Source organism: Mesorhizobium sp. M0340, assembly GCF_040321535.1.
Classification (GTDB): domain Bacteria; phylum Pseudomonadota; class Alphaproteobacteria; order Rhizobiales; family Rhizobiaceae; genus Mesorhizobium.
In genome coordinates, this window is sequence record NZ_JAMYRR010000031.1 from 38,752 (window position 1) to 58,259 (window position 19,508).

General features: G+C 62.7%; 23 protein-coding genes and 1 pseudogene. 7 read left to right on the top strand and 17 right to left on the bottom strand.

The window, feature by feature from the left end; all coding sequences use genetic code 11:
- Positions 1-4 precede the first annotated feature (4 nt).
- The 4 genes from NKI79_RS29235 to NKI79_RS29250 all read right to left on the bottom strand — a co-directional run bounded on the left by NKI79_RS29235 (position 5) and on the right by NKI79_RS29250 (position 3,932).
- Positions 5-1,027 (bottom strand): glycosyltransferase family 4 protein, encoded by a 1,023-nt coding sequence (locus NKI79_RS29235; protein WP_352806538.1) that lies wholly within the window; start codon positions 1,025-1,027, stop codon positions 5-7.
- A gap of 205 nt (positions 1,028-1,232) precedes the next feature.
- A complete protein-coding gene (locus tag NKI79_RS29240) occupies positions 1,233-2,648 on the bottom strand; it encodes an ATP-binding protein (RefSeq protein ID WP_352806541.1) in 1,416 nt (471 codons plus the stop codon).
- 50 nt (positions 2,649-2,698) lie between these two features.
- Complete coding sequence (locus NKI79_RS29245) at positions 2,699-3,418, bottom strand: response regulator (RefSeq protein ID WP_023678415.1); 720 nt, start codon at positions 3,416-3,418, stop codon at positions 2,699-2,701.
- Positions 3,405-3,932, bottom strand: a complete 528-nt coding sequence (locus NKI79_RS29250) for a MarR family winged helix-turn-helix transcriptional regulator (RefSeq protein WP_023719182.1) — start codon at positions 3,930-3,932, stop codon at positions 3,405-3,407. Before NKI79_RS29250 ends, NKI79_RS29245 begins: the two co-directional genes overlap by 14 nt.
- A gap of 243 nt (positions 3,933-4,175) precedes the next feature.
- Between NKI79_RS29250 and NKI79_RS29255 the strand changes: the two genes are divergently transcribed.
- The 3 genes from NKI79_RS29255 to NKI79_RS29265 all read left to right on the top strand — a co-directional run bounded on the left by NKI79_RS29255 (position 4,176) and on the right by NKI79_RS29265 (position 6,358).
- Positions 4,176-5,069: a branched-chain amino acid aminotransferase gene (locus tag NKI79_RS29255; protein ID WP_352806544.1), complete on the top strand. Its 894-nt coding sequence runs from the start codon at positions 4,176-4,178 to the stop codon at positions 5,067-5,069.
- Positions 5,070-5,214: 145 nt separating this feature from the next.
- On the top strand, positions 5,215-5,526 hold the full coding sequence (locus NKI79_RS29260) for a hypothetical protein (protein ID WP_254819202.1): 312 nt from the start codon (positions 5,215-5,217) through the stop codon (positions 5,524-5,526).
- A gap of 190 nt (positions 5,527-5,716) precedes the next feature.
- Positions 5,717-6,358 carry an MBL fold metallo-hydrolase gene (locus tag NKI79_RS29265; protein ID WP_352713127.1) on the top strand — a complete coding sequence of 214 codons (642 nt, stop codon included), beginning with the start codon at positions 5,717-5,719 and terminating at the stop codon, positions 6,356-6,358.
- Positions 6,359-6,428: 70 nt separating this feature from the next.
- Here NKI79_RS29265 and NKI79_RS29270 read toward each other — a convergent pair whose 3' ends face one another.
- From NKI79_RS29270 to NKI79_RS29280, 3 genes are all read right to left on the bottom strand, one after another.
- Positions 6,429-6,839, bottom strand: a complete 411-nt coding sequence (locus tag NKI79_RS29270; protein ID WP_352806548.1) for a BA14K family protein — start codon at positions 6,837-6,839, stop codon at positions 6,429-6,431.
- Between the two features lie 193 nt (positions 6,840-7,032).
- Positions 7,033-7,245 carry a cold-shock protein gene (locus NKI79_RS29275; protein WP_006202521.1) on the bottom strand — a complete coding sequence of 71 codons (213 nt, stop codon included), beginning with the start codon at positions 7,243-7,245 and terminating at the stop codon, positions 7,033-7,035.
- A 225-nt stretch (positions 7,246-7,470) separates the two neighbouring features.
- Positions 7,471-7,683, bottom strand: a complete 213-nt coding sequence (locus tag NKI79_RS29280) for a cold-shock protein (protein ID WP_006202520.1) — start codon at positions 7,681-7,683, stop codon at positions 7,471-7,473.
- A 500-nt stretch (positions 7,684-8,183) separates the two neighbouring features.
- On the opposite strand from NKI79_RS29280, the gene NKI79_RS29285 reads away from it, so the two are divergent.
- On the top strand, positions 8,184-8,579 hold the full coding sequence (locus NKI79_RS29285; protein WP_352477940.1) for a Kazal-type serine protease inhibitor family protein: 396 nt from the start codon (positions 8,184-8,186) through the stop codon (positions 8,577-8,579).
- Positions 8,580-8,589: 10 nt separating this feature from the next.
- On the opposite strand, the gene NKI79_RS29290 is transcribed toward NKI79_RS29285, so the two are convergent.
- From NKI79_RS29290 to NKI79_RS29305, 4 genes are read right to left on the bottom strand one after another with little or no spacing between them, the layout of a single operon-like run.
- Positions 8,590-8,814: a hypothetical protein gene (locus tag NKI79_RS29290; protein WP_352477938.1), complete on the bottom strand. Its 225-nt coding sequence runs from the start codon at positions 8,812-8,814 to the stop codon at positions 8,590-8,592.
- A gap of 32 nt (positions 8,815-8,846) precedes the next feature.
- On the bottom strand, positions 8,847-8,984 hold the full coding sequence (locus NKI79_RS29295; protein WP_254819207.1) for a hypothetical protein: 138 nt from the start codon (positions 8,982-8,984) through the stop codon (positions 8,847-8,849).
- 45 nt (positions 8,985-9,029) lie between these two features.
- Complete coding sequence (locus NKI79_RS29300) at positions 9,030-9,275, bottom strand: hypothetical protein (RefSeq protein ID WP_254819208.1); 246 nt, start codon at positions 9,273-9,275, stop codon at positions 9,030-9,032.
- Positions 9,272-9,538: a hypothetical protein gene (locus NKI79_RS29305; protein WP_352477936.1), complete on the bottom strand. Its 267-nt coding sequence runs from the start codon at positions 9,536-9,538 to the stop codon at positions 9,272-9,274. The genes NKI79_RS29300 and NKI79_RS29305 overlap by 4 nt, the downstream gene beginning before the upstream one ends.
- Before the next feature lie 336 nt (positions 9,539-9,874).
- Here NKI79_RS29305 and NKI79_RS29310 point away from each other — a divergent pair, with 336 nt between their 5' ends.
- The 3 genes from NKI79_RS29310 to NKI79_RS29320 all read left to right on the top strand — a co-directional run bounded on the left by NKI79_RS29310 (position 9,875) and on the right by NKI79_RS29320 (position 12,173).
- The gene (locus NKI79_RS29310) at positions 9,875-10,057 is read left to right on the top strand and encodes a hypothetical protein (protein WP_352477934.1); all 183 of its coding nucleotides are present in this window, start codon (positions 9,875-9,877) and stop codon (positions 10,055-10,057) included.
- A 10-nt stretch (positions 10,058-10,067) separates the two neighbouring features.
- On the top strand, positions 10,068-10,334 hold the full coding sequence (locus NKI79_RS29315; RefSeq protein WP_254819211.1) for a DUF1488 family protein: 267 nt from the start codon (positions 10,068-10,070) through the stop codon (positions 10,332-10,334).
- Positions 10,335-10,517: 183 nt separating this feature from the next.
- A complete protein-coding gene (locus NKI79_RS29320) occupies positions 10,518-12,173 on the top strand; it encodes a tetratricopeptide repeat-containing sulfotransferase family protein (protein ID WP_352806554.1) in 1,656 nt (551 codons plus the stop codon).
- On the opposite strand, the gene NKI79_RS29325 is transcribed toward NKI79_RS29320, so the two are convergent.
- From NKI79_RS29325 to NKI79_RS29350, 6 genes and pseudogenes are all read right to left on the bottom strand, one after another.
- Positions 12,160-12,513: a DUF1428 domain-containing protein gene (locus tag NKI79_RS29325; protein WP_352477930.1), complete on the bottom strand. Its 354-nt coding sequence runs from the start codon at positions 12,511-12,513 to the stop codon at positions 12,160-12,162. The genes NKI79_RS29320 and NKI79_RS29325 overlap by 14 nt on opposite strands.
- A 78-nt stretch (positions 12,514-12,591) precedes the next feature.
- Complete coding sequence (locus NKI79_RS29330; RefSeq protein WP_352477929.1) at positions 12,592-13,020, bottom strand: VOC family protein; 429 nt, start codon at positions 13,018-13,020, stop codon at positions 12,592-12,594.
- A gap of 125 nt (positions 13,021-13,145) precedes the next feature.
- A complete protein-coding gene (locus tag NKI79_RS29335) occupies positions 13,146-13,319 on the bottom strand; it encodes a hypothetical protein (RefSeq protein ID WP_023719167.1) in 174 nt (57 codons plus the stop codon).
- A 103-nt stretch (positions 13,320-13,422) separates the two neighbouring features.
- Positions 13,423-14,951: pseudogene (locus NKI79_RS29340) on the bottom strand (ABC-F family ATP-binding cassette domain-containing protein).
- 442 nt (positions 14,952-15,393) lie between these two features.
- Entirely contained in the window at positions 15,394-18,585 is a 3,192-nt protein-coding gene (gene uvrB / locus NKI79_RS29345) for an excinuclease ABC subunit UvrB (RefSeq protein ID WP_352806557.1), read from the bottom strand.
- Positions 18,586-18,697: 112 nt separating this feature from the next.
- Positions 18,698-19,453 (bottom strand): hypothetical protein, encoded by a 756-nt coding sequence (locus NKI79_RS29350; protein ID WP_352806560.1) that lies wholly within the window; start codon positions 19,451-19,453, stop codon positions 18,698-18,700.
- Positions 19,454-19,508 lie beyond the last annotated feature (55 nt).

The window sequence follows — 19,508 nt, forward strand, 5'->3', positions numbered from 1 at the left end:
TTGCTCACGCAGCCAGTTTACGCGTGGTGCCCAGCGCCTCTTCAACCGTTTCCATGAACATTTCCGCGCAGGCCTTCCAGCTGTAGCGCATCGCGCGTTGCCGCGCCTCGGCGCGGTCGACGTGAAGGGCGGCGAGCGCTGCTTGCCGCAGGTCGTCCGATACCGCGCCGCCGATGCCGTCTCCGACGATGTCGATCGGTCCGGTGACGGGATAGGCTGCGACCGGCGTGCCACTGGCCAGCGCCTCGATGATGACGTTGCCGAATGTGTCGGTGCGGCTGGGGAAGACGAAGGCATCGGCCGAGGCGTAGATCTCGGCCAGTTCGTCGTTCGGGCGATGGCCGAGGAAATGGGCATCGGGATATCTGGCCTTCAGCTTCGCCAATTCCGGCCCTTCGCCTACGACCACCTTGCTGCCCGGCAGGTCGAGGTCGAGAAAGGCCGGCAGGTTCTTTTCGATCGCGACGCGGCCGACGCAGAGGAAGATCGGTCCGGGAAATCCCAGGTCCTTTCTTTTATCCGGCCGAAAATGATCGGTGTCGACGCCGCGCGTCCACGGCCGGAGCTTGGTGAAGCCGCGCGCCGCAAGATCGTCGGTAAGCGACTGGGTGGCGACCAGCGTGCCCTGTCCTGAATTATGGAAATCGCGCAGCCAGCGATAGGCCCATGCTTCAGGCACCGGCAGGCGCGCGCTCAGATATTCAGGAAAACGTGTGTGATAGCTGGTCGTGAACGGGCGGCCGGCGTTGCGGCAGTAGCGCCGGGCCATAATGCCGAGCGGTCCTTCGGTGACGATATGGATGTGGTCCACCTTGCGTGCCTCGATCAGCCGCGCCACGCGGTGCGGCGTCGTCAGCGCCAGCCTGATATCGGGATAGGTCGGCAGAGGCAGGGTGCGAAAGATGTTGGGCGTCAGGAAATCCGTCTCGACGTCGAACGATTTCAGGGTCTCCGAGAGGCGCTCCAGCGTGTGGACGACGCCGTTCACTTGCGGGCGCCAGGCGTCGGTGACCATCAGGATGCGCATGGCGGTCCCTTGGCGGCAAGCTTGATTGGCTTGCCGCGATGCCTGAGCGGCGACCACGCCGCAGCTCTGGTGTCGCACCGGCGCACCCGGGCAGGCGCGGGGTCGAAATGAGGCCGCAGGGCCGAATCAATCAGAATCGCGCGCTTCATTGGCGCTCTTCACCATGGTTTCATGACGGGCGAATGAAGGCCGGGTCTCGCTGCCGTCAAGCCGGAACCTTGATCACCGCCCGCAAGCCGCCGAGCGGGCTGCGTTCGAGGACGATGTCGCCGCCATGGCTGCGGGCAATGTCGCGTGCGATGGAGAGGCCAAGGCCGGTGCCGCTGGCGTCGAGGTTGCGGGCCTCGTCGAGCCGCACGAACGGCTTGAATACATCCTCCCGCTTTTCGGGCGGAATGCCCGGACCGTCATCGTCGATGGTGACGAGCAGCGAACCGCGTCCATGATTGGCGTTGATCTCCACCGTCTTGGCATAGCGGAATGCATTGCCGACGACATTGGAGAGCAGCCGGGCAAAGGCATTGGGGCGCACGTGGACGTGCGGATCGCCGGTAAGTACGGTCGACAGCTTGCGCTTGCGCAGCGCGGCTTCCTCGCGAAGCTTGTCGAAGAAGGCTTCGAGGTCGAACCGGCCGGCATCTTCCGATGCTTCGCCGCGTGCAAAGGCAAGGTAACCTTCCAGCATCGACTGCATGTCGTCGATGTCCTGGTCGAGTGCCTGGGTGTCGGCCGCCTTGGTCCCGGCCAGTGCCAATTGCAGCTTGAAGCGGGTGAGGATGGTCCTCAGATCGTGGCTGACGCCGCTCAGCATGGCGGTGCGCTGCTCGAGCTGGCGTTCGATGCGTTCGCGCATCTGGATGAAGGCAAAGCCGGCGCGGCGGACTTCCTCGGCGCCGCGCGGGCGAAAATCGCGCGGCATCGGCCGGCCTTTGCCAAAGCTCTCGGCCGCCTCGGCCAGCGTCAGAATCGGCCGGATCTGGTTGCGCAGGAAAGGAATGGCGATCATCAGCAGCACCAGCGAGGTGCCGACCATCCAGATCAGGAAAATATGGGTGTTCGACGCATAGGCCTGGCTGCGGCGCACGAAGACCCGCAGCACCTTGTTCTCAAGCTGGACGCGGACTTCGACGATATTGGAATTGCCGACCGTATCGATCCAGAACGGACGGTTGATCTGGCGGGTGATCTCGGACGAAAGGATCTCGTCGAGGATCGAGAAGAACGGCTTTGGCCCGGGTGGCGGCAACGGGTCGGGGGGGAGGAGGTCGACCTTCAGCTGCATGCGATCCTGGGCGATACGGATGACGTTCGCGTAGTCGGCGTCATGCGGATAGGTCTCTATCAGGTCGATGATGGCGGCGATGTCGCGCACCGTGGCCTGTGACAGGCGTTGCGTCACGGTCTGCCAATGGCGCTCCATGAAGACAAAGGCGACGACCGACTGCAGCATGATCATTGGCGCTATGACGATGATCAGCGAGCGGGCATAGAGCCGCTTCGGCATGTAAAGCGACACCAGGCGCCAGAAACGGTTCCAGGCGCGCGGCACGGCCTTCAGCGCCCGCGTCGCGCGGGCGCTGAAGCCGCCATCTCCCGGCCGTTCGAGTTGCGTGGTCGCCATTCGTCTTTTCGCTCACCGGGACCCGGCAAAGGGCCGCTGTCGGCGGCATTCTATTCCACGCTGAGCCGATACCCAATACCGCGCACGGTCTGCAGCCAGACCGGATTGGACGGATCGCGTTCGATCTTGCGGCGCAGCCGGTTGATCTGGACGTCGATCGTGCGCTCGCCGACCTCGGATTCGTCGCCGACAAGCTCATGCCGCGGTATCGTCTCGCCGGCACGGGCAGCGAAGATCGCCAGGATTTCCTGCTCGCGGTCGGTCAGCTTGAGCGCCTCTCCGCCGCGCTTCAGCTCACGCCTGGCGATCTGGAACGTATAGGGGCCGAAGACCAGCTGTTCGACCTTGGGCGTCGTCGCGGGGCCGCCGCGGCGCAGGATATTGTTGATACGCAGGATCAGCTCACGCGGGTCGAACGGTTTAGGCAGATAGTCGTCGGCGCCGGCCTCGAGCCCGGTGATCCGGCTGTCGGTTTCGGACAGTGCGGTGAGCATCAGGATCGGTACGTTTTTCTCCGCCCGCAGCGCCTTGGTGAGATCGACGCCGCTTTCACCCGGCATCATCACATCGAGCACGATCAGATCGAAGTCGAGGCCGGCCAGCTTACGCCGCGCCTCGCCGGAATTTCCGGCGACGGTGACGCGAAAGCCGTTTTCGGTGAGATACTGTTTCAGAAGATTGCGGATACGGGTGTCGTCGTCGACCACCAGCAGATGCGGCGCGTCGTCTTCCGGTGCTGTCGGATGATCAACCCTCTCAATGGTCTCCATGGCTTTTCCCTGACATCTTTGCGGGCACAATGTCGATCTGCGCCCTTAGTTCCGGATTGACCATCGCTTCAAGGAACCGTTCGATAACGGCGCGTTCGGTGGCTCCGGAATCTTCCAATGCAGCATGGATGCGGCGCGACTGTGGCCGCGCCAGCGCCAGCGCCAGCGCACGGCCCTTGGCCGTCGGATAAAGCTCGCGCTGGCGGCGGTCGCGGGGGCCCTGCAATTGCACGATATGGTCGGTGTCAATCAGTTGCTTGAGCACGCGCGCCAGGCTCTGCTTGGTGATCTTGAGCACGTCGAGGAGCTCGGCGACCGTCAGGCCGGGCCGGCGATTGACGAAATGCAACACCCGATGATGGGCGCGGCCAAAACCGTAGTCGGCCAGGATCTGGTCCGGATCGGAGGTAAAGTCGCGATAGGCGAAGAAGAACAACTCGATGATGGCGAAATCGATGCCGTCCTCGTCGGTGATCGCCGTCCTGATCGGCTCTGCGGCTGCGTGGCTCGTCATCTTTTCTCCGTGTGAAGCAGAAATTATGTCAGCACTATTGACGTATTTTCCGCGCGATGGTAATTTTTGGCAAGCTTTTCGGCGGATTGCGAACGAAAAGGCAAGCGAAGCCGTTTTTTCCGGAACTTCCTAAGTTTGCCAGACCTTAAATATCCGCCTACGCTTTGAGACAATGGCCGCCCGCAGCGGCCGAGGCGAAACACGCAACGACACTGTGCGGGCTGCCGCCCGCGGGAGGTTACCATGGCATCCGTTCCCTTCGATCAACTGGACGGCTTTATCTGGATGAACGGCCAATTCGTCAAATGGGCCGACGCCAAGATCCACGTCTTGACCCACGGGCTGCACTACGCCAGCGCGGTATTTGAGGGCGAGCGCGCTTATGGGGGCGAAATTTTCAAGCTGACCGACCACACCGAACGCCTGCATGAATCGGCGCGCCTGCTTGGCTTCAAGATACCCTACTCGGTCGCCGAGATCGACGACGCCTGCCGTACGCTGTTGAAGAAGCAAGGTTTCCAGGACGCCTATGTCCGGCCGATCGCGTGGCGCGGCAGCGAACAGATGGGCGTTTCCGCACAGAACAGTCGGATCAACTGCGCCATCGCCATCTGGCAGTGGCCGAGCTATTTCGACCCGGCGCAGAAGCTCAAGGGCATCCGCCTCGACATGGCCGAATGGCGCCGCCCCGACCCGCGCACCGCACCGTCGAAATCGAAGGCGGCCGGCCTCTATATGATCTGCACCATGTCCAAGCATGCCGCCGAGGCCAAGGGCTATGCCGACGCTATGATGCTCGACTGGCGGGGCCAGGTGGCGGAAGCGACAGGCGCCAACATCTTCTTCGTCAAGGACGGCAAGATCCATACGCCCAAGCCCGATTGCTTCCTCGACGGCATCACCCGCCGCACGGTCATCGGCCTTGCCAAGGACCGCGGTTTGGAGGTGATCGAGCGCGCCATCATGCCGGAAGAGCTTGAAGGCTTCCAGCAGTGCTTCCTCACCGGGACGGCAGCCGAGGTGACGCCGGTTTCGGAGATCGGTCCATACCGATTCGAGGTCGGCGAAATCGCCAAGACGCTGATGAATGACTATTCTGCGGCCGTTCAGCCCAAGCACGCAATCGCTGCAGAATAACGAAAGTCACAGCTTTTTTAACTAGTAAGGGCGGTTTTCGGGCCGCCCTTTTTATTTAAGCGCTTCTGCATTTGACTTTCACACAATTCGGCGTCTCATGATGGGGTCGGCCCGGGAGGCTGGCAGCTATGGAGGGACTGGAAATATGGATATGAACACGCTTCTTCCGATCATTATTCAGGTGATTACGGGTATCATCGGTGGTCAGGCGGTTGGCGCGGCTATCAAGACGGCGGCGATGGGGCAGCTTACCAAAATCCTGGGCGGCGCTGTTGGCGGCGTCGGCGGTGCGGCCATCCTCAACAGTCTGCTGGGTGGCGCGGTCGATCCGACAGCCGCGGCCACGGCGGCAGGGGCAGGCAGCGCGTTGAACATTTCAAATATCGTTGGCGGTGCCGGCGGCGGCGCCATCCTAACCGGCATCATCGGTGCGGTCATGAACGCGATGAAGAAATAAGCTTTGACGTTTCAGGGTTTTAAATGGGCGGCTTCGGCCGCCCATTTCGTTTTCCGTTTTGCGTTTTTCCGTTTGCCGTTTGTGGAGCGGTGGACGCCGTTCGCGTGTGTCTCTACATCAGGGTAAGGTTAGGGCTTTCCTGACGCGTTCGAGGGGGCGCGCAGCGCTCCGACAGCGTGAAAGGACGAATATGGGTCAGCTCAACGCCGGCATCGTGCCGGTCACGCCGTTCCAGCAGAACTGCACCATTCTCTTCGACATGGACGACAGGCAAGGCGTTGTCGTCGATCCGGGCGGCGACATCGACAAGGTGCTGGCGGCACTCGAGGACAATGCGATCACAGCCGGCGCGATCTGGATCACGCATGGCCATATCGACCATGCCGGCGGGGCCATGGAGCTGAAGGAGGCGCTCGGTATCGAGATCATCGGCCCGCATGCCGCCGACCGGCCGCTGCTCGCCAATCTCGAGAACCAGGCGAAGCGCTACGGCATCACCGATCCCGTGCGCAACTGTGTCCCCGACCGTTTCCTTGCCGAAGGCGAGACCGTTTCGTTCGGCTCACACGTGTTCGAGGTGCTCCATTGTCCGGGCCATGCACCCGGCCATGTCGTCTACTATAACCGGGCGGCGAAGTTCGCGCATGTCGGCGACGTGCTGTTCCGCGGTTCGGTCGGCCGCACCGACCTGCCGGGCGGCGACCACGCCGCGCTGATCGCCTCGATCAAGGAGAAGCTTTTGCCGTTGGGCGACGACATCGGCTTCATCTGCGGCCACGGTCCCGGCGGCCGTTTTGGTGAGGAGCGGCGAAGCAATCCGTTCCTGATCTGAAACCGCTTGCCGGAAACGAAAAAGCGCGGCCTGTGCGACCGCGCTTTTTTCCGGCAGGAAACTGCCTCCGTTAATTGGTGGTGCAGAAATGCTGTTCGCCGTCATAGCCTGTGAACGTGCCGGTACGCGCGTTGAAGCTCCGGTAGCGGTCCGAGCAGTATTCGTACCAGCCGCGGGTCCAGGGCTCCGCATAGCTTTCGGCATAGGCCACTCGCGGCTGCACGTAATAACGGCGCACCGGGGCAGGCCGGTAGTATTCATCATCATAGGCCGGGTCGTAATAGCGGGGCTGCGGGCTGGCGAGCGCACCGCCGATCAGGGCACCGGCCGCAAGGCCGAGCACGCCTGCCGCAACGGCGTCGCCGTTGCCGTGGTGCCGGCGGTGATGGCGCCATTCATCGGCACTGGCCGCGGGCAAGGTCGCAAGCGTGGTCGCAACGACCGCGGCGGACAGGATGGCAGTCTTGAAAATTCGGTTCATGTCGGTCTCCTTCGTGCCGGCCCGGGTCGTTTTCGGGGGATGCGGTCCGGCTTTAACGAAGATTAATATGGGACCGTGGCTGAACGGGGGCTGAACGAAATTTGGCCAGGCGGGTTCATCCAACCGGGCGATTCAAGCGTGCGGCAAACACCGCAGGCCAGACCGGCCCGCGTCCATTCTGTCCAGGGCCGGTTCAGCCGATCGACAGGTTGACGGCTTTCGGACCCTTGCCGCGCTTGTCCGGCTCGGTGTCGAATGTCACTTTCTGCCCATCCTCAAGACCGGGAAGACCCGACGCCTGCACGGCCGAAATATGGACGAAGACATCCTTTGCCCCGTCGTCCGGCGTGATGAAGCCGAAGCCCTTGGCGTGATTGAAGAATTTGACGGTGCCGGTCTGCGGCATGGGAAGCTCCTTTGATCCCACAAGTCCAGTCTCGGGCCGGCAAATGCCCGGACGGAAATTTGTCCTTTATTTTAGTGCCATCGGCAAGAGAAAGTTTTGCGGGTGCCGGCAAGCATCCCAGAACACAAAAGGCGCGACGAAAACCGCCGCGCCTTTATAAAATTCACGTCACACCAAAGCCTTGCAGCATCCTCACACCCGAAAGGGCGCGCGGCACGCCGCCGTTCAGGCGGCGCGGAGATTGACCGCTTTCGGACCCTTGCCCATACGGTCGGGCTCGACATCGAAGGTGACCTTCTGACCGTCGACGAGCGTGCGCAGCCCGGAAGCCTCGATCGCCGAGATGTGGACGAACACATCCTTGGCGCCGCCATCGGGCGTGATGAAGCCGAAGCCTTTGGTAGCGTTGAAGAATTTAACGGTGCCGGTCTGGGCCATTGGGGAAACTCCTTCACCCGTGTCAGTCTTGGTGGTTCCGCCCGCCGCCTGGCGCCGTGGGCAAGTCCCGGTGGTTGCTTCGGCAGTCATGCATTGGCGCATGGTAAAACCCCCCGCCGAAAACGGGGCTGTCAGAGATTCACCAGTATCGGGGAAAGGTCGTCCAAAACGTTCCGCTCTCCGGGTCGCAAATGCCCGAACACAAAATTTATCGCACGGAAACGTGATGCTTGCAAGATAGAGCCGCGGGCGGCCCCAACAGGCGCATCCCGACGCATCGCACCGATAGTCCCGGTTCTCCGCGCGGTCATCGGCCAGACGCCACCCAGGCATGGTCCAGCAAGCGGGGCCGGTGCTGTTTTGCCTTTGCGCCGGCATACCGCCTTGGTTGGCCATGCCGCCCGTTGCAAACAGGGGTTGCATTTGGCGGCGGAATGACGAGGATCGGCCGGACGCAGGCACCATTTGTGCAGGCAGGAGTTTCGAGGGAGGGAACATTCATGCGGTTTCTTGCGGCAATCTTCTCGCGGCAGGGTTTTTCCATCCTGTTCCTGTCGGCAATTCTCGCGGCCTGCACCGTCGTGGTCGATGAGGGGCCGGGGCCGCGCCCGCCACGGCCGGGCCCGCAATTCTGCACCAGGCAATATGACCCGGTCTGCGCCAGGCGCGGCGGGGACCGCCAGACCTTCGCCAACGCCTGCCTTGCCGAACGCGCCGGATACCGCATCATCCGTGAAGGCGAGTGCCGTGGCGGTGGTGGCGGCGGGGAGCAGACATTCTGTACCCGCGAATACCGCCCGGTCTGTGCCCGTCGCCATGGCGAACTGCGCACGTTCCCCAATGAATGCGAGGCCCGCGCGGCTGATTATCGGGTCGTCGATGATGGGCCGTGCTAGCGCACCGGCCTCACTGTTCGTCCGGATAGACACCATCGGCGGGGCCGACGTAGAGCTCGGCGCCGTCCTCGTTGGAGATGCGCAGGCGATCGGGGATCTGCGGCATCATCAACGTGTGAAGCAGCGTGGCGGCGCCTTGCAGGGCGGCGCGCAGGTTCGGCGCCTCCAGCGACACCCGATCGAGTGTCGCTTCGTCGGCATCGCGCGAGCGGTAGAACTCGATGACGAAGTTCAAGCACGCCTCCAGCAGATTGTCTGCGATCGACCCTAGCCTTTGGACTTGGGTTTCGTACCGGTCTCCGCCTGCTTGACCGCCGAGCCGAACGGCGAGGCCGGCTTTGCAGCCACCTTGTCCTTCTTGGGCTTGCGTGTCTCGCGGTTGCTTCGCTGTTGACCCTTGGCCATTTCTGATCCCTCGTGCGTGGGTGGTAATGTCGAGAGTGCTATCGCTCAGCCGGCCGGGTTGTCGACCGGTTCGAGATTATCTTCCGTCGTGACCCGCTCGTAGGTCTCCTGCTCGCTGCGGATGCGGTATTGCGGCGAGCCGTCCTTGACCGGCAGCCGGCTCTTGATCTGGAACAGCTCCGCGGTCTTTTGGACAAGGCCGATGCGGCTCTTCATGCGGACGGTCTGGCCGACGGTGAAGATATGCGACGGCGTATCCGTGCGCCGCGCACTCTGCTGGAAGCGGATCATGTAACGTTCTCCTGATCGTGCCGAAGCGCTGCTTCGAGTTCGGCGTGGTCGACGGCGACAAGCTGGCTGGTCGGGCTTTTCACCGTCCTTGACGGCAGATGGATGAAAGTGGCGACGCGGCGCCAGGCAAGCCACGACATGCCGTCGATCAGTTCCTCGTCGTGGTCGATGTCATAGTCGCCGGCCGGCTGCACGCCATCTAGCCCGCCAAGCACGAAAGGTGCCGCGAAATGCGCGATGGAATGAGTGGTGCGGGCAGACATTCTTGTGCCTTGAAGTTTCTTTCCGGCCTGGCCCTGAAAACGGGGCCTGCATTGCGGTATCGGGTATCGGCGATTTGAATGAGTTTTGGCGGGCCGAGAACCCCTGACGCCGCGAGGGGACCAAGCACGGCCCAAAAACGGTTCCATACCAATATTCTGAAAATGCGGCTTATTCAAGAAGATTCCGGCTTTTTGCCGCTACCAACGTAAAATTACTTTTCTATGGTTATTTGCGAAACGATGATACGGTGCCGGGCATCTCAAAAATTGTTTGAAGAAGTTCCGGAAGAGTTCCTCCGGCATTTGTGTTTATTTAGGTATGAAGGGAATAGAGTCATGAGTTCCGTAAGAACAGCGAATGTCCCGACAGTTGCAGTCGATCCTGTCGTCAAGCCGACAAAGGTCATATCGCCGCGCCTCACGATAAGAAGCGACGAGGCGGCAAGGCGAAGGATTGCCGACACCGACGGCACGGTGCGGCGGGCGCGCCAGCTTGCCGAAAGCAACCGCCTGATTTGACGCGCAAGCCATGACACTCAATTTTCCCAATCCCAGCCGGTCCTACGACGCTGCAGCCAAGCGCGTTCGTTTCGTCGGGCATGACGGCATGTTCGAAGTCCCGTTCTTTATCGAGGTTACGGCACTTTCGACGGTAAACCCGGCTGCAAGCGGAGCCGAAGCCGAATTCCTCAGTGCCTTCGACGCCAAGCGTTCGTCGATCCACGATATTGCGCGCGAAGCCTACTCGCATGGCCGCAAGAACATGTATGTGCTGACGCCGGCCGACTTTCGGTAAGTTCCCCGGGTTCGGAGGTTTGCTTCGTAGCGACCGCCGTCTGCTCTTGCACGTGCCGCAGCGATGGCCTAGATCGCGGCAGGCGGACAACACGGCAGGTTTCCCATCAACAGAGATCCGAGACAACCGGCAGGCACGCGTTACGGCTCAGGCGGACAGCCGCCGCTGGGGCTCGACCAGCACGTGCAGCGGGCGCTGCAGCTGCACCAGGCGGGGCGCCGGCAGGAAGCCGAGGCGCTTTACCGTCAGGTGCTGGCGCAAAAGGCCAACCACCCCGCTGCTGCGCATTTCCTCGGGCTTCTGCTGCACCAGACCGGGCGCAGCGCCGAGGGGCTGGCGCTGATCGAACAATCGGTGCGTCTGCAGCCGAACAATCCGGATTTCCTCAACAATCTCGGCACCGTGCTGCGCGACCTCGGCCGGGTAGCGGCCGCCGCCGATCTCTTCCGCAAGGTGGTGGCGATTCGGCCGGACCAGTTGGCGGCGCGCGACAATCTCGGCTCGTCGCTGAAGCAGCTCGGCCAATTCGAAGGCGCCGAAGATATTTATCGGGGCACGATCGGCCGCAACCCGTTCCATGTCCGCGCCCGCGTCGGGCTTGCCGAAACGCTGCAGGAAGCGGGCCGGCTGGATGAAGCACTGGCTGTTTTTCGCGAGGCGCTGACGATCCGGCCGAAGGATGCCGATCTTTTGCACGGCCTGGGCGTCGGGCTGATGGAAAAGGGCAATCTCGACGAGGCTGCGGATCTTTTCAGGCAGGCGCTGGCGGTGGACCCCGGCATGGCCAGGGCCTGGCTGATGCTCACCCAGGTCAAGCGCCAGAAGGAGCGCGACGCCGAGCTTGCCCGCATGGAGGCGGAGCACGCCAAGGCGGCGCAAGGCAGCCTGGCGCGCATGCAGCTTTCCTTCGGCCTCGGCAAGGCCAACGACGACCTCAGGGATTATGGCCGCGCTTTCGACTATTTCGCCGAAGGCAACGCGATCCGCCGCCAGGGCATCGACTACGACGCCGGCAAGACGCGCGGCGAGTTCGAGGCGATGAAGGCCGTATTCGACAAGACCTTTTTTGAAAAACACAGGCCGGGCGGGATCGCCGACGACACGCCGATCTTCGTTGTCGGCATGCCGCGATCCGGCACCACGCTGGTCGAGCAGATCATCGCCAGCCATCCGCAGGTCTATGGCGCCGGCGAGCTCAGCATATTGAAGACGGCGGTCGGTAAGCAGTTTCCGCTCAGCATGAAGGGCGGCTTTCCCTGGGGCATCGCCGACATGCCCGACAAGGCCTATGCTGAGGCCGGCCAGGCATATCTCGACATGCTGCGCGCCCGCTATCCAGGTTTTCGGCACGTCACAGACAAGATGCCCGGCAACTTCCTCTTGGTCGGCTTCATCCATATGATGCTGCCGAAGGCTAAGATCATCCATTGCGCGCGCGATGCGGCGGCGACCTGCCTGTCGATCTACAAGGTGCACTTTCGCGGCGACAGCCATCGCTACGGCTACGATCTCGACGAGCTCGCCGATTTCCACAACCTCTACACCGATATCATGGCGCACTGGCACGCCGTGCTGCCTGATGTCGTGCACGACGTTCGCTACGAGGATTTCGTCGCCGACCAGGAAGGCCAGTCGCGGGCGCTGATCGCCCATCTCGGCCTCCCATGGGACGACGCCGTGCTGTCGTTTCACCAGACCGACCGGCCGGTGCGCACGGCGTCGGCCGCGCAAGTGCGCCAGCCGATGTATCAGGGCTCGGTCGATCTGTGGAAGCGCTATGGCGACCGGCTGAAGCCGCTGCTCAATAAACTTGATCGAGGGGCGCCTACAGCTCGATGAAGGGCTGAAAACCGCCAAAGATCATGCGCTTGCCGTCGAACGGCATGGTCTCCCAGTCCGGCTTGAGGCGCGGATCGGCCATCACCTTGGCCATCACCGCATCACGATGCTGCCTGGATTCATAGACGACCCAGGAGAAGACGACGACCTCGTCTTCCTTGGCCTGCACGGCGCGCGGGAACGAGGTGAGCTCGCCATAGGGTACGTCGTCGCCAATGCATTCGACATAGGCCAACGCGCCATGCTCCTTCCAGACGGCGCCGGCCGTCTGCGCCATTTTCTTGTAGCCATCGAGATTTGCCTTGGGCACGGCCAGCACGAAACCGTCGACATAGGACATCTGACTTCCTCCATGTGATCGTTTTCCTCTCCCTTTAGAGCGGGGAGAGGTGATTTCAGACACAGCCTGTGTTGGATGTTAAGCTGCTTTCACCGGTGCGTTCATTGCCCATTCGACGCCGAACGGATCACGCATATTGCCCCAGCGGTCGCCCCAGAACATCACCTGCAACGGCACGACTGCCTCGCAACCCGCCTCGATGGCCCGCTTCCACCAGGCGTCGATGTCGTCGCTGCCGAGATGGAGCTGCATGGTGTAGCCCTGCGGCTTCACAGGGGCCATTCCATGCTCGGGATAGAAGTCGGAAAGCATCAGGGTCGAACCGTTGATGTGGAGATGGATATGCATGGTGCGGCCCTGTTCATCCGGCGGATAGGCAAAGACCTGCTCGGCACCGAAGGCCTTTTGGTAAAATTCTGCGGCTTTGAAAGCGCCGTCCAGCTGAAGGTAGGGCGTCAATCCGCCAAGCACTTTGGCGGCGGACTGGGTCTGCGGCTGATCATTCATGTCATGCTCCTCTTTGCGTCTGGTTGGCCTTTGCGAACCACAGGACGAACGGAACGGCGAAGATCCTACACGGCCGATGGTTTGGATTCGAAATGGCGCCTGCCGCGACGGCCAACTGCCACCTTTCAACCTTCGATGCGAATCCGCGGGCTGTTTTGCGCGTCGACGACGATTTCCGGCCAGCCGATATCTTTGCGCAACTCGATCGGCAATGAAAGGATGGCGCGTTCGCTGCGATAACGGGCGCGAGCCGCCGAGTAACGCGTCACGGCGTGACCTATGGATGACAGAATAGACATGATGCTTTCTCCTCGATTGGCGCCGGCATCACCGTGTCGGCGTCCCAAGGACGTGGCATGCGATCATCATCCGACAGAGCGCCGGATTTTTTTCCGCAATTTTTTAACCGCCCGCTTCGGCTACCTCCTGGAAGAAAGCTTCCGGGCTATCGATCTCGATCAGCCGCCGTTTCTCGATCAGCCAGAAGCGGTTGCCAACCGCGCGGATGAAGGAGCGGTCGTGCGAGGCAAGCAGGCAGCTCGCCTGACGTTCCAGCAATTCCGCTTCCAGCGCTTCCTGGCCATCGATATCGAGATGATTGGTCGGCTCGTCGAGCAATAGAAATTGGGATTGGCGAGCCTCAGCGCCAGCATCATCAGCCGCGCCTTCTGTCCGCCCGACAGCACGCCGATCCGGCGCTCCTGCATGTCGATGCTAACGCCGACGCCCGCGAGCAACGAGCGGGCGCGCTGCTCGCCGACATCGAATCTGCGCGAGAGCATCGCCAGCGGCGTGTCGTCGCCGCTGATGCCCGACAATGCCTGGTCGCTATAGCCGAGCACGGTCGACGGCGTCACCTTCACGCCTTGCGCCGCCGTTTGCGGCTCGACGATGGCATTCCGGATCAGGCCGATCAGCCGTGATTTGCCGACGCCGTTACGGCCGAGCAGGACAATGCGGTCGCCTTGGCAGATATGGCGCTTGCCGCTGCCGAACAGAACCGTGCCGTCAGGCATTCCGACCACCAGATCGTCGAGCGTGATCAGCACCTTGGCATGGCTGCCGCGATTGGCGAGCTTGATCGTGCCCGCTGATCTTTCGCGGTGCGCCGGCGCTGCCGCTTCTTCCAGGCGCTCTGCCCGCTGGTTGAGCTGCTTGGTCTTGACCGTCAAAAGGTCGCTGCCGGAATTGATGCCGATATTGTTGAGCTTGGCCGCTTGCCGGCGCAGCTGCTGCGCCACTTTCATGTCGCGCTGGAACTTGCGTTCGGTCGAGGCGTCGACCTCGTCCAGCGCAAGCCTCGCCCGCGAATAGGGCAGCGAAAACACCGGCGATTGTTCGGGACGCAGGAACAGCGTGCGGTTGGTCGTGGCGTCGAGGAACGCCCTGTCATGGCTGGCGATCACCACCGGCACCTCGAGCGGCAGCGCGTTCAGCCAGATCTCGAGCTGGCTGATCTTGGCGAGATCGAGGTGATTGGTCGGCTCGTCGGGAAGCAGGACGTCGGGATCGGTGACCCAGACGCGGGCGATCAGCGCCAGCCTTTGCCATCCACCGCTCAAGGCCCGCATCGGCCGCTCGCGCATCGGCTGCGGCACATCGAGTGAATCGAGGACCACATCGACGCGCCATTGTTCGCTTTCGGCCTGCTCGGCCGGCAAGACGTCGGCCACGAGTTCATGAAAGCTGCGCCCGGCGAGCGCTGCGGGGATGATTTGCTCGACATAGCCGACGCGCAGGCCACGCGTGCGGGTGATGTCGCCTGTGATGGCTTCGAACTCGCCCGTCAGGCACCTCAACAAAGTGGATTTGCCGCGACCATTGGCGGCGACGATGCCGAGCCGGTCGCCGGTGCCGATGGTGAGGTCGAGATTGGAGAAGAGCGGCGCACTCATAGTGACGCCGAGGGACTTGAGGCTGATCAGGGCCATGTCGATTTCTCTGGTCTGTCCGGAGTGATTCCGGTTGATGCACTTTGACGGTGCGCAGGCTGGCCATCAGGCTCGGCGTTGCAGCACCACGAAGGGCAGACCAAGAAAATCGAAGCGGGAGAACCCGGACCGTCTCTGGTCAGCCCTGCAAGCAAGCTCGCAGGGCAGGGACAGGGCCGCGCTGACGGTGGTGGTCGATGTGCACGCAGCCCTCCTTTCAAGACGTTCGAGTGTGGAGACTGGCTACACCAAGGGTAGGGCCGATGACAAGTGGCTAGGCTCCCCCTTCTCCCCTTGCTTGGTGGGAGAAGATGGCCGCGAAGCGGTCGGATGAGGGGCGCTCCAGCTTGGCACCGACGGCGATCCCTCCAGCACCCCTCAACCGTCTCGGCACTGCGCGCCGATCCACCTTCTCCCAGAACAAGGGGAGAAGGGAAGCTCTCTACCGTCCCGGCCGACCCGTCTTGCCCGGCCGGCGCTTTTCACGGCGGGCGTCGGCGGGGTCTTCGTAGGAGCCGATGCCGGCGCGCTGACGAACGATTGGCTTCGCGGAATCGTCGCGATCCTTCGCGCCCCCCTCTGCCCTGCCCTCTTTGCCACCACTTGGCATCTCCCCCACAAGGGGGGAGATCGGCTGTGGTTTCGCCGGCGCTTTTCCCTCGACCGGCTTCTCGGTCCGCCGCACCGTCATCTCGTCCAGTGAGTTCTTCCTGAACAGCGGCTTGGTCGGTTCACCCGGTATACCGAAATCCGAACCGTGCGCTTCCTGCGCCGACTGTTTCTTGAACAGCGAACGGGAGACCGCGCCTGACGGCGTCGGCATGTCGGTGCCAGGTCCCATATCGTCCAGCGAAGGTTTCGCGAACAGCGGCTTCTTGACCGGCACGGCGCCGTCTGCGCCCATTTCGTCGAGCTCCGGCTTGCGGAAGAGGTTGGGCCGGGCAGCCTTGGCCGCCCCTTCGGCGGCATGTGCCTCGTCGAGCTTGCGGAAACGCTCCTGTTCCTCTGCTGTACGATGTTTGGCCACGCCCTTGTTGTGCTTGCCCTTTTCGCGGCCCGAAACCGGGCTTTCCATGTCGGCATATTTGGCCAGCGGGTCGTCCGAGATGGACAGCTCCATCTCGCGCAGCCGCTTGATTTCGTCGCGGATGCGGGCCGCCTTCTCGAAATCGAGATTGGCGGCGGCGTCGCGCATCTGTTTGTCCAGGGCGTCGAGATGCGCCTTCAGATTGTTGCCCATCATGGCGCCGGCGCTGTCGGTGAACTGCGAAATGTCGGCGCGGACATGGTCCTTCTCGTAGACTGAATCCAGGATGTCCGAAATGCGCGACTTGACCGATTCCGGGGTGATGCCGTTGGCCGCGTTCCACTCCATCTGCTTTTCGCGACGGCGGTTGGTCTCGGCCATCGCCCGCTCCATCGAGCCGGTGATCTGGTCGGCATAGAGGATGACCTTGCCGTCGACGTTTCTGGCGGCGCGGCCGATGGTCTGGATCAGCGATGTCTCGGAGCGCAGGAAGCCTTCCTTGTCGGCGTCGAGAATGGCGACGAAGCCGCATTCGGGAATGTCGAGGCCCTCGCGCAACAGGTTGATGCCGACCAGCACGTCGAAGGCGCCAAGGCGCAGGTCGCGCAGGATCTCGATGCGCTCCAGCGTGTCGATGTCGGAGTGCATGTAGCGGACGCGAATGCCTTGCTCATGCAGATATTCGGTCAAATCCTCGGCCATGCGCTTGGTGAGCACAGTGACCAGCGTGCGGTAGCCGGCCCTCGTGGTTTCGCGGATTTCGCCGACTACGTCGTCGACCTGTGTCTTGGCCGGGCGCACTTCGACCGGCGGGTCGATCAGGCCGGTCGGGCGGATGACCTGCTCGGCGAAGACGCCGCCGGACTGCTCCATCTCCCAGGCGCCGGGCGTCGCCGAAACCGCGACGGAAAGCGGCCGCATGGCGTCCCACTCCTCGAAGCGCAGCGGCCGGTTGTCCATGCAGGACGGCAGGCGGAAACCATACTCGGCCAGCGTCGCCTTACGGCGAAAGTCGCCGCGATACATGCCGCCGATCTGCGGTATGGTGACATGGCTTTCATCGATGAAGACCAGCGCATTGTCGGGAATGTATTCGAACAAGGTCGGCGGCGGATCGCCCGGCTTGCGGCCGGTCAGATAACGCGAGTAATTCTCGATGCCGGCGCAGGAACCGGTCGCCTCCAGCATCTCCAGGTCGAAGCGGGTGCGCTGCTCAAGCCGCTGCGCCTCAAGCAGGCGGCCAGCCTTTTCAAGCTCTTGCAGCCGATATTTAAGTTCTTCCTTGATCGACTTGATGGCCTGGTTCAAGGTCGGGCGCGGCGTCACATAATGCGAATTGGCGTAGATCTTGACGCTCTTCAACTCGCCGGTCTGCTGGCCGGTCAGCGGATCGAATTCGGTGATCGCCTCGATCTCGTCGCCGAACAGCGAGATGCGCCAGGCGCGGTCCTCAAGGTGGGCCGGGAAGATCTCGATCGTATCGCCGCGCACCCGGAACGAGCCGCGGACGAAGTTGATGTCCTGGCGCTTGTATTGCTGGGCGACGAGGTCGGCGAGCAGCGCGCGCTGGTCGAGCCGGTCGCCGATCTGCATCTGGAAGGTCATCGCCGTATAGGTCTCGACCGAGCCGATACCGTAGATGCAGGACACCGAGGCGACGATGATGACGTCGTCGCGCTCGAGCAGCGAGCGCGTCGCCGAATGGCGCATGCGGTCGATCTGCTCGTTGATCGAGGATTCCTTCTCGATGTAGGTGTCGGTCCGGGGCACATAGGCCTCGGGCTGGTAGTAGTCGTAGTAGGAGACGAAATACTCGACGGCGTTTTCCGGGAAGAATTTCTTGAACTCGGAATAGAGCTGCGCGGCCAGCGTCTTGTTGGGCGCCAGGATCAGAGCAGGGCGTTGCGTCTCCTCGATCACCTTGGCCATGGTGAAGGTCTTGCCCGAGCCGGTGACGCCGAGCAGCACCTGGGTGCGGTCGTTGCTGTTGACGCCCTCGACGAGATCCTTGATCGCGGTCGGCTGGTCGCCGGCCGGCTCGAAATCCGAGACCATCCTGATGGCGATGCCACCTTCGGACTTCTCCGGCCGGGCAGGGCGGTGCGGCGTCCACAGCACGCCGTCCTTGTGCAGCGGATTGCCGGATTCGATCAGCGCCGACAGCGCTGCGACGGTGGCGGTGACGCCGCCCGAGGCCATGGTCTCGGCGTCCTCCAGCGAAATGTCGAGGCCGGCGACAGGGTTGAGACCGGCCGCAGTGCGCTCCCGCGCCGAAGCCGCGCCGCCCATCGAGGTGCCGCGTGCCGTCCGGCCGGGGGAAGAGGAGCGCTCGGGGATTTTCTTCGCCGGTTTCGGCGATTTGCCGCCGACTTTGCCGGAAACGCGCCCTTCCTTCTCGGCTTCCTGCTCGATCTGCTCGGCCCAGTCGGCGATCGAGCCGGTCAGCGCCGCGCCGGTGAACTCGGCCTGCGGCGCCTCGGCAAAGCCGCCCTTGTACAGGGGCTCCGAGGCATCGAGGAAATCGGTCAGCGGACTGCGCCGCTTGGGCGGCGAAGCGCGCTCGTCATTCGCCGGCGGCGGCGTTTTCTTGTCGGAGAGTCTGGCCATGGCCCGAATATGGGAGGTATCGGCCAAAATGGAAAGAGCGGAGTGGCGGGTGGCGCGAGGGGCAATTTGGCTGCTGACAGCAGGCTGTCAGGAATAGCGTCGACGCACTCCCTCAATTGAACCAAAGCGCGAACGTCAGAAACCCGGCGCCGCCGAACTGGCGCTGGATCTCGTTGAACTCCTCGCTGGTGAGAATCTTGCCGTGTTCGAGATAGGGCGCGATGGCCGGCCCGGTGATCGACAGCACCAGGTCGAAGGTTTTTGGCTCATCAAAGAAGCGCTTCATGTTGATGCCTTTGTCGGCGATGCGGAAATGCGGCAGCAAGGTGCGGCCTTCCAGAAGATCCTCGGCCATATCAAGGGCGGCGAGCCAGGCCTGCACCTGCTCCTCGCCGACTTCGAGGCCGGTCAGCGGGTTGGCGCCTTTCTGCTGCGGCCCGGGCAGCCATTCGCGGTCATTGTCGGTTTCGGCGCGGATGGCTTTCCAGTCCTCGCGCGACAGTCGGATCATCTCCATCAGATGGCGGCGCGCCGCTTGCCGGCGCTCAGGCTCGACCACTTGCCAGTTGATGAGATGCACCAGGGAGATGAAGTCGGCGAGGCGCCATTCGGACGATAGGATGCCGCCATTCATGCCACCGTCCAGCGGCACGAGCGTATCCTGCAGCGGCAGTTTTGCGCGCGGGAACAGCATGTGGAAGGAGCCGTCGAAGGTGTTTTTGAAATCATGCGCCAGCCAGAAGTCGGCCTGCGCCATCAGGAACTCGGCATAGCCCTGCAGCCAATAGCCGTCGGCGCGGTCGAAGCGGAAGGTGAGGGCTGGTGCGGCCGCGGGAGGCGCACCCCGGCCCCGCGACAGAGACCCCAATAAAGCGGCGGGACTTTAGTCCCGCGCGAGCTGGCCATGGTGGTTGTATAGAATG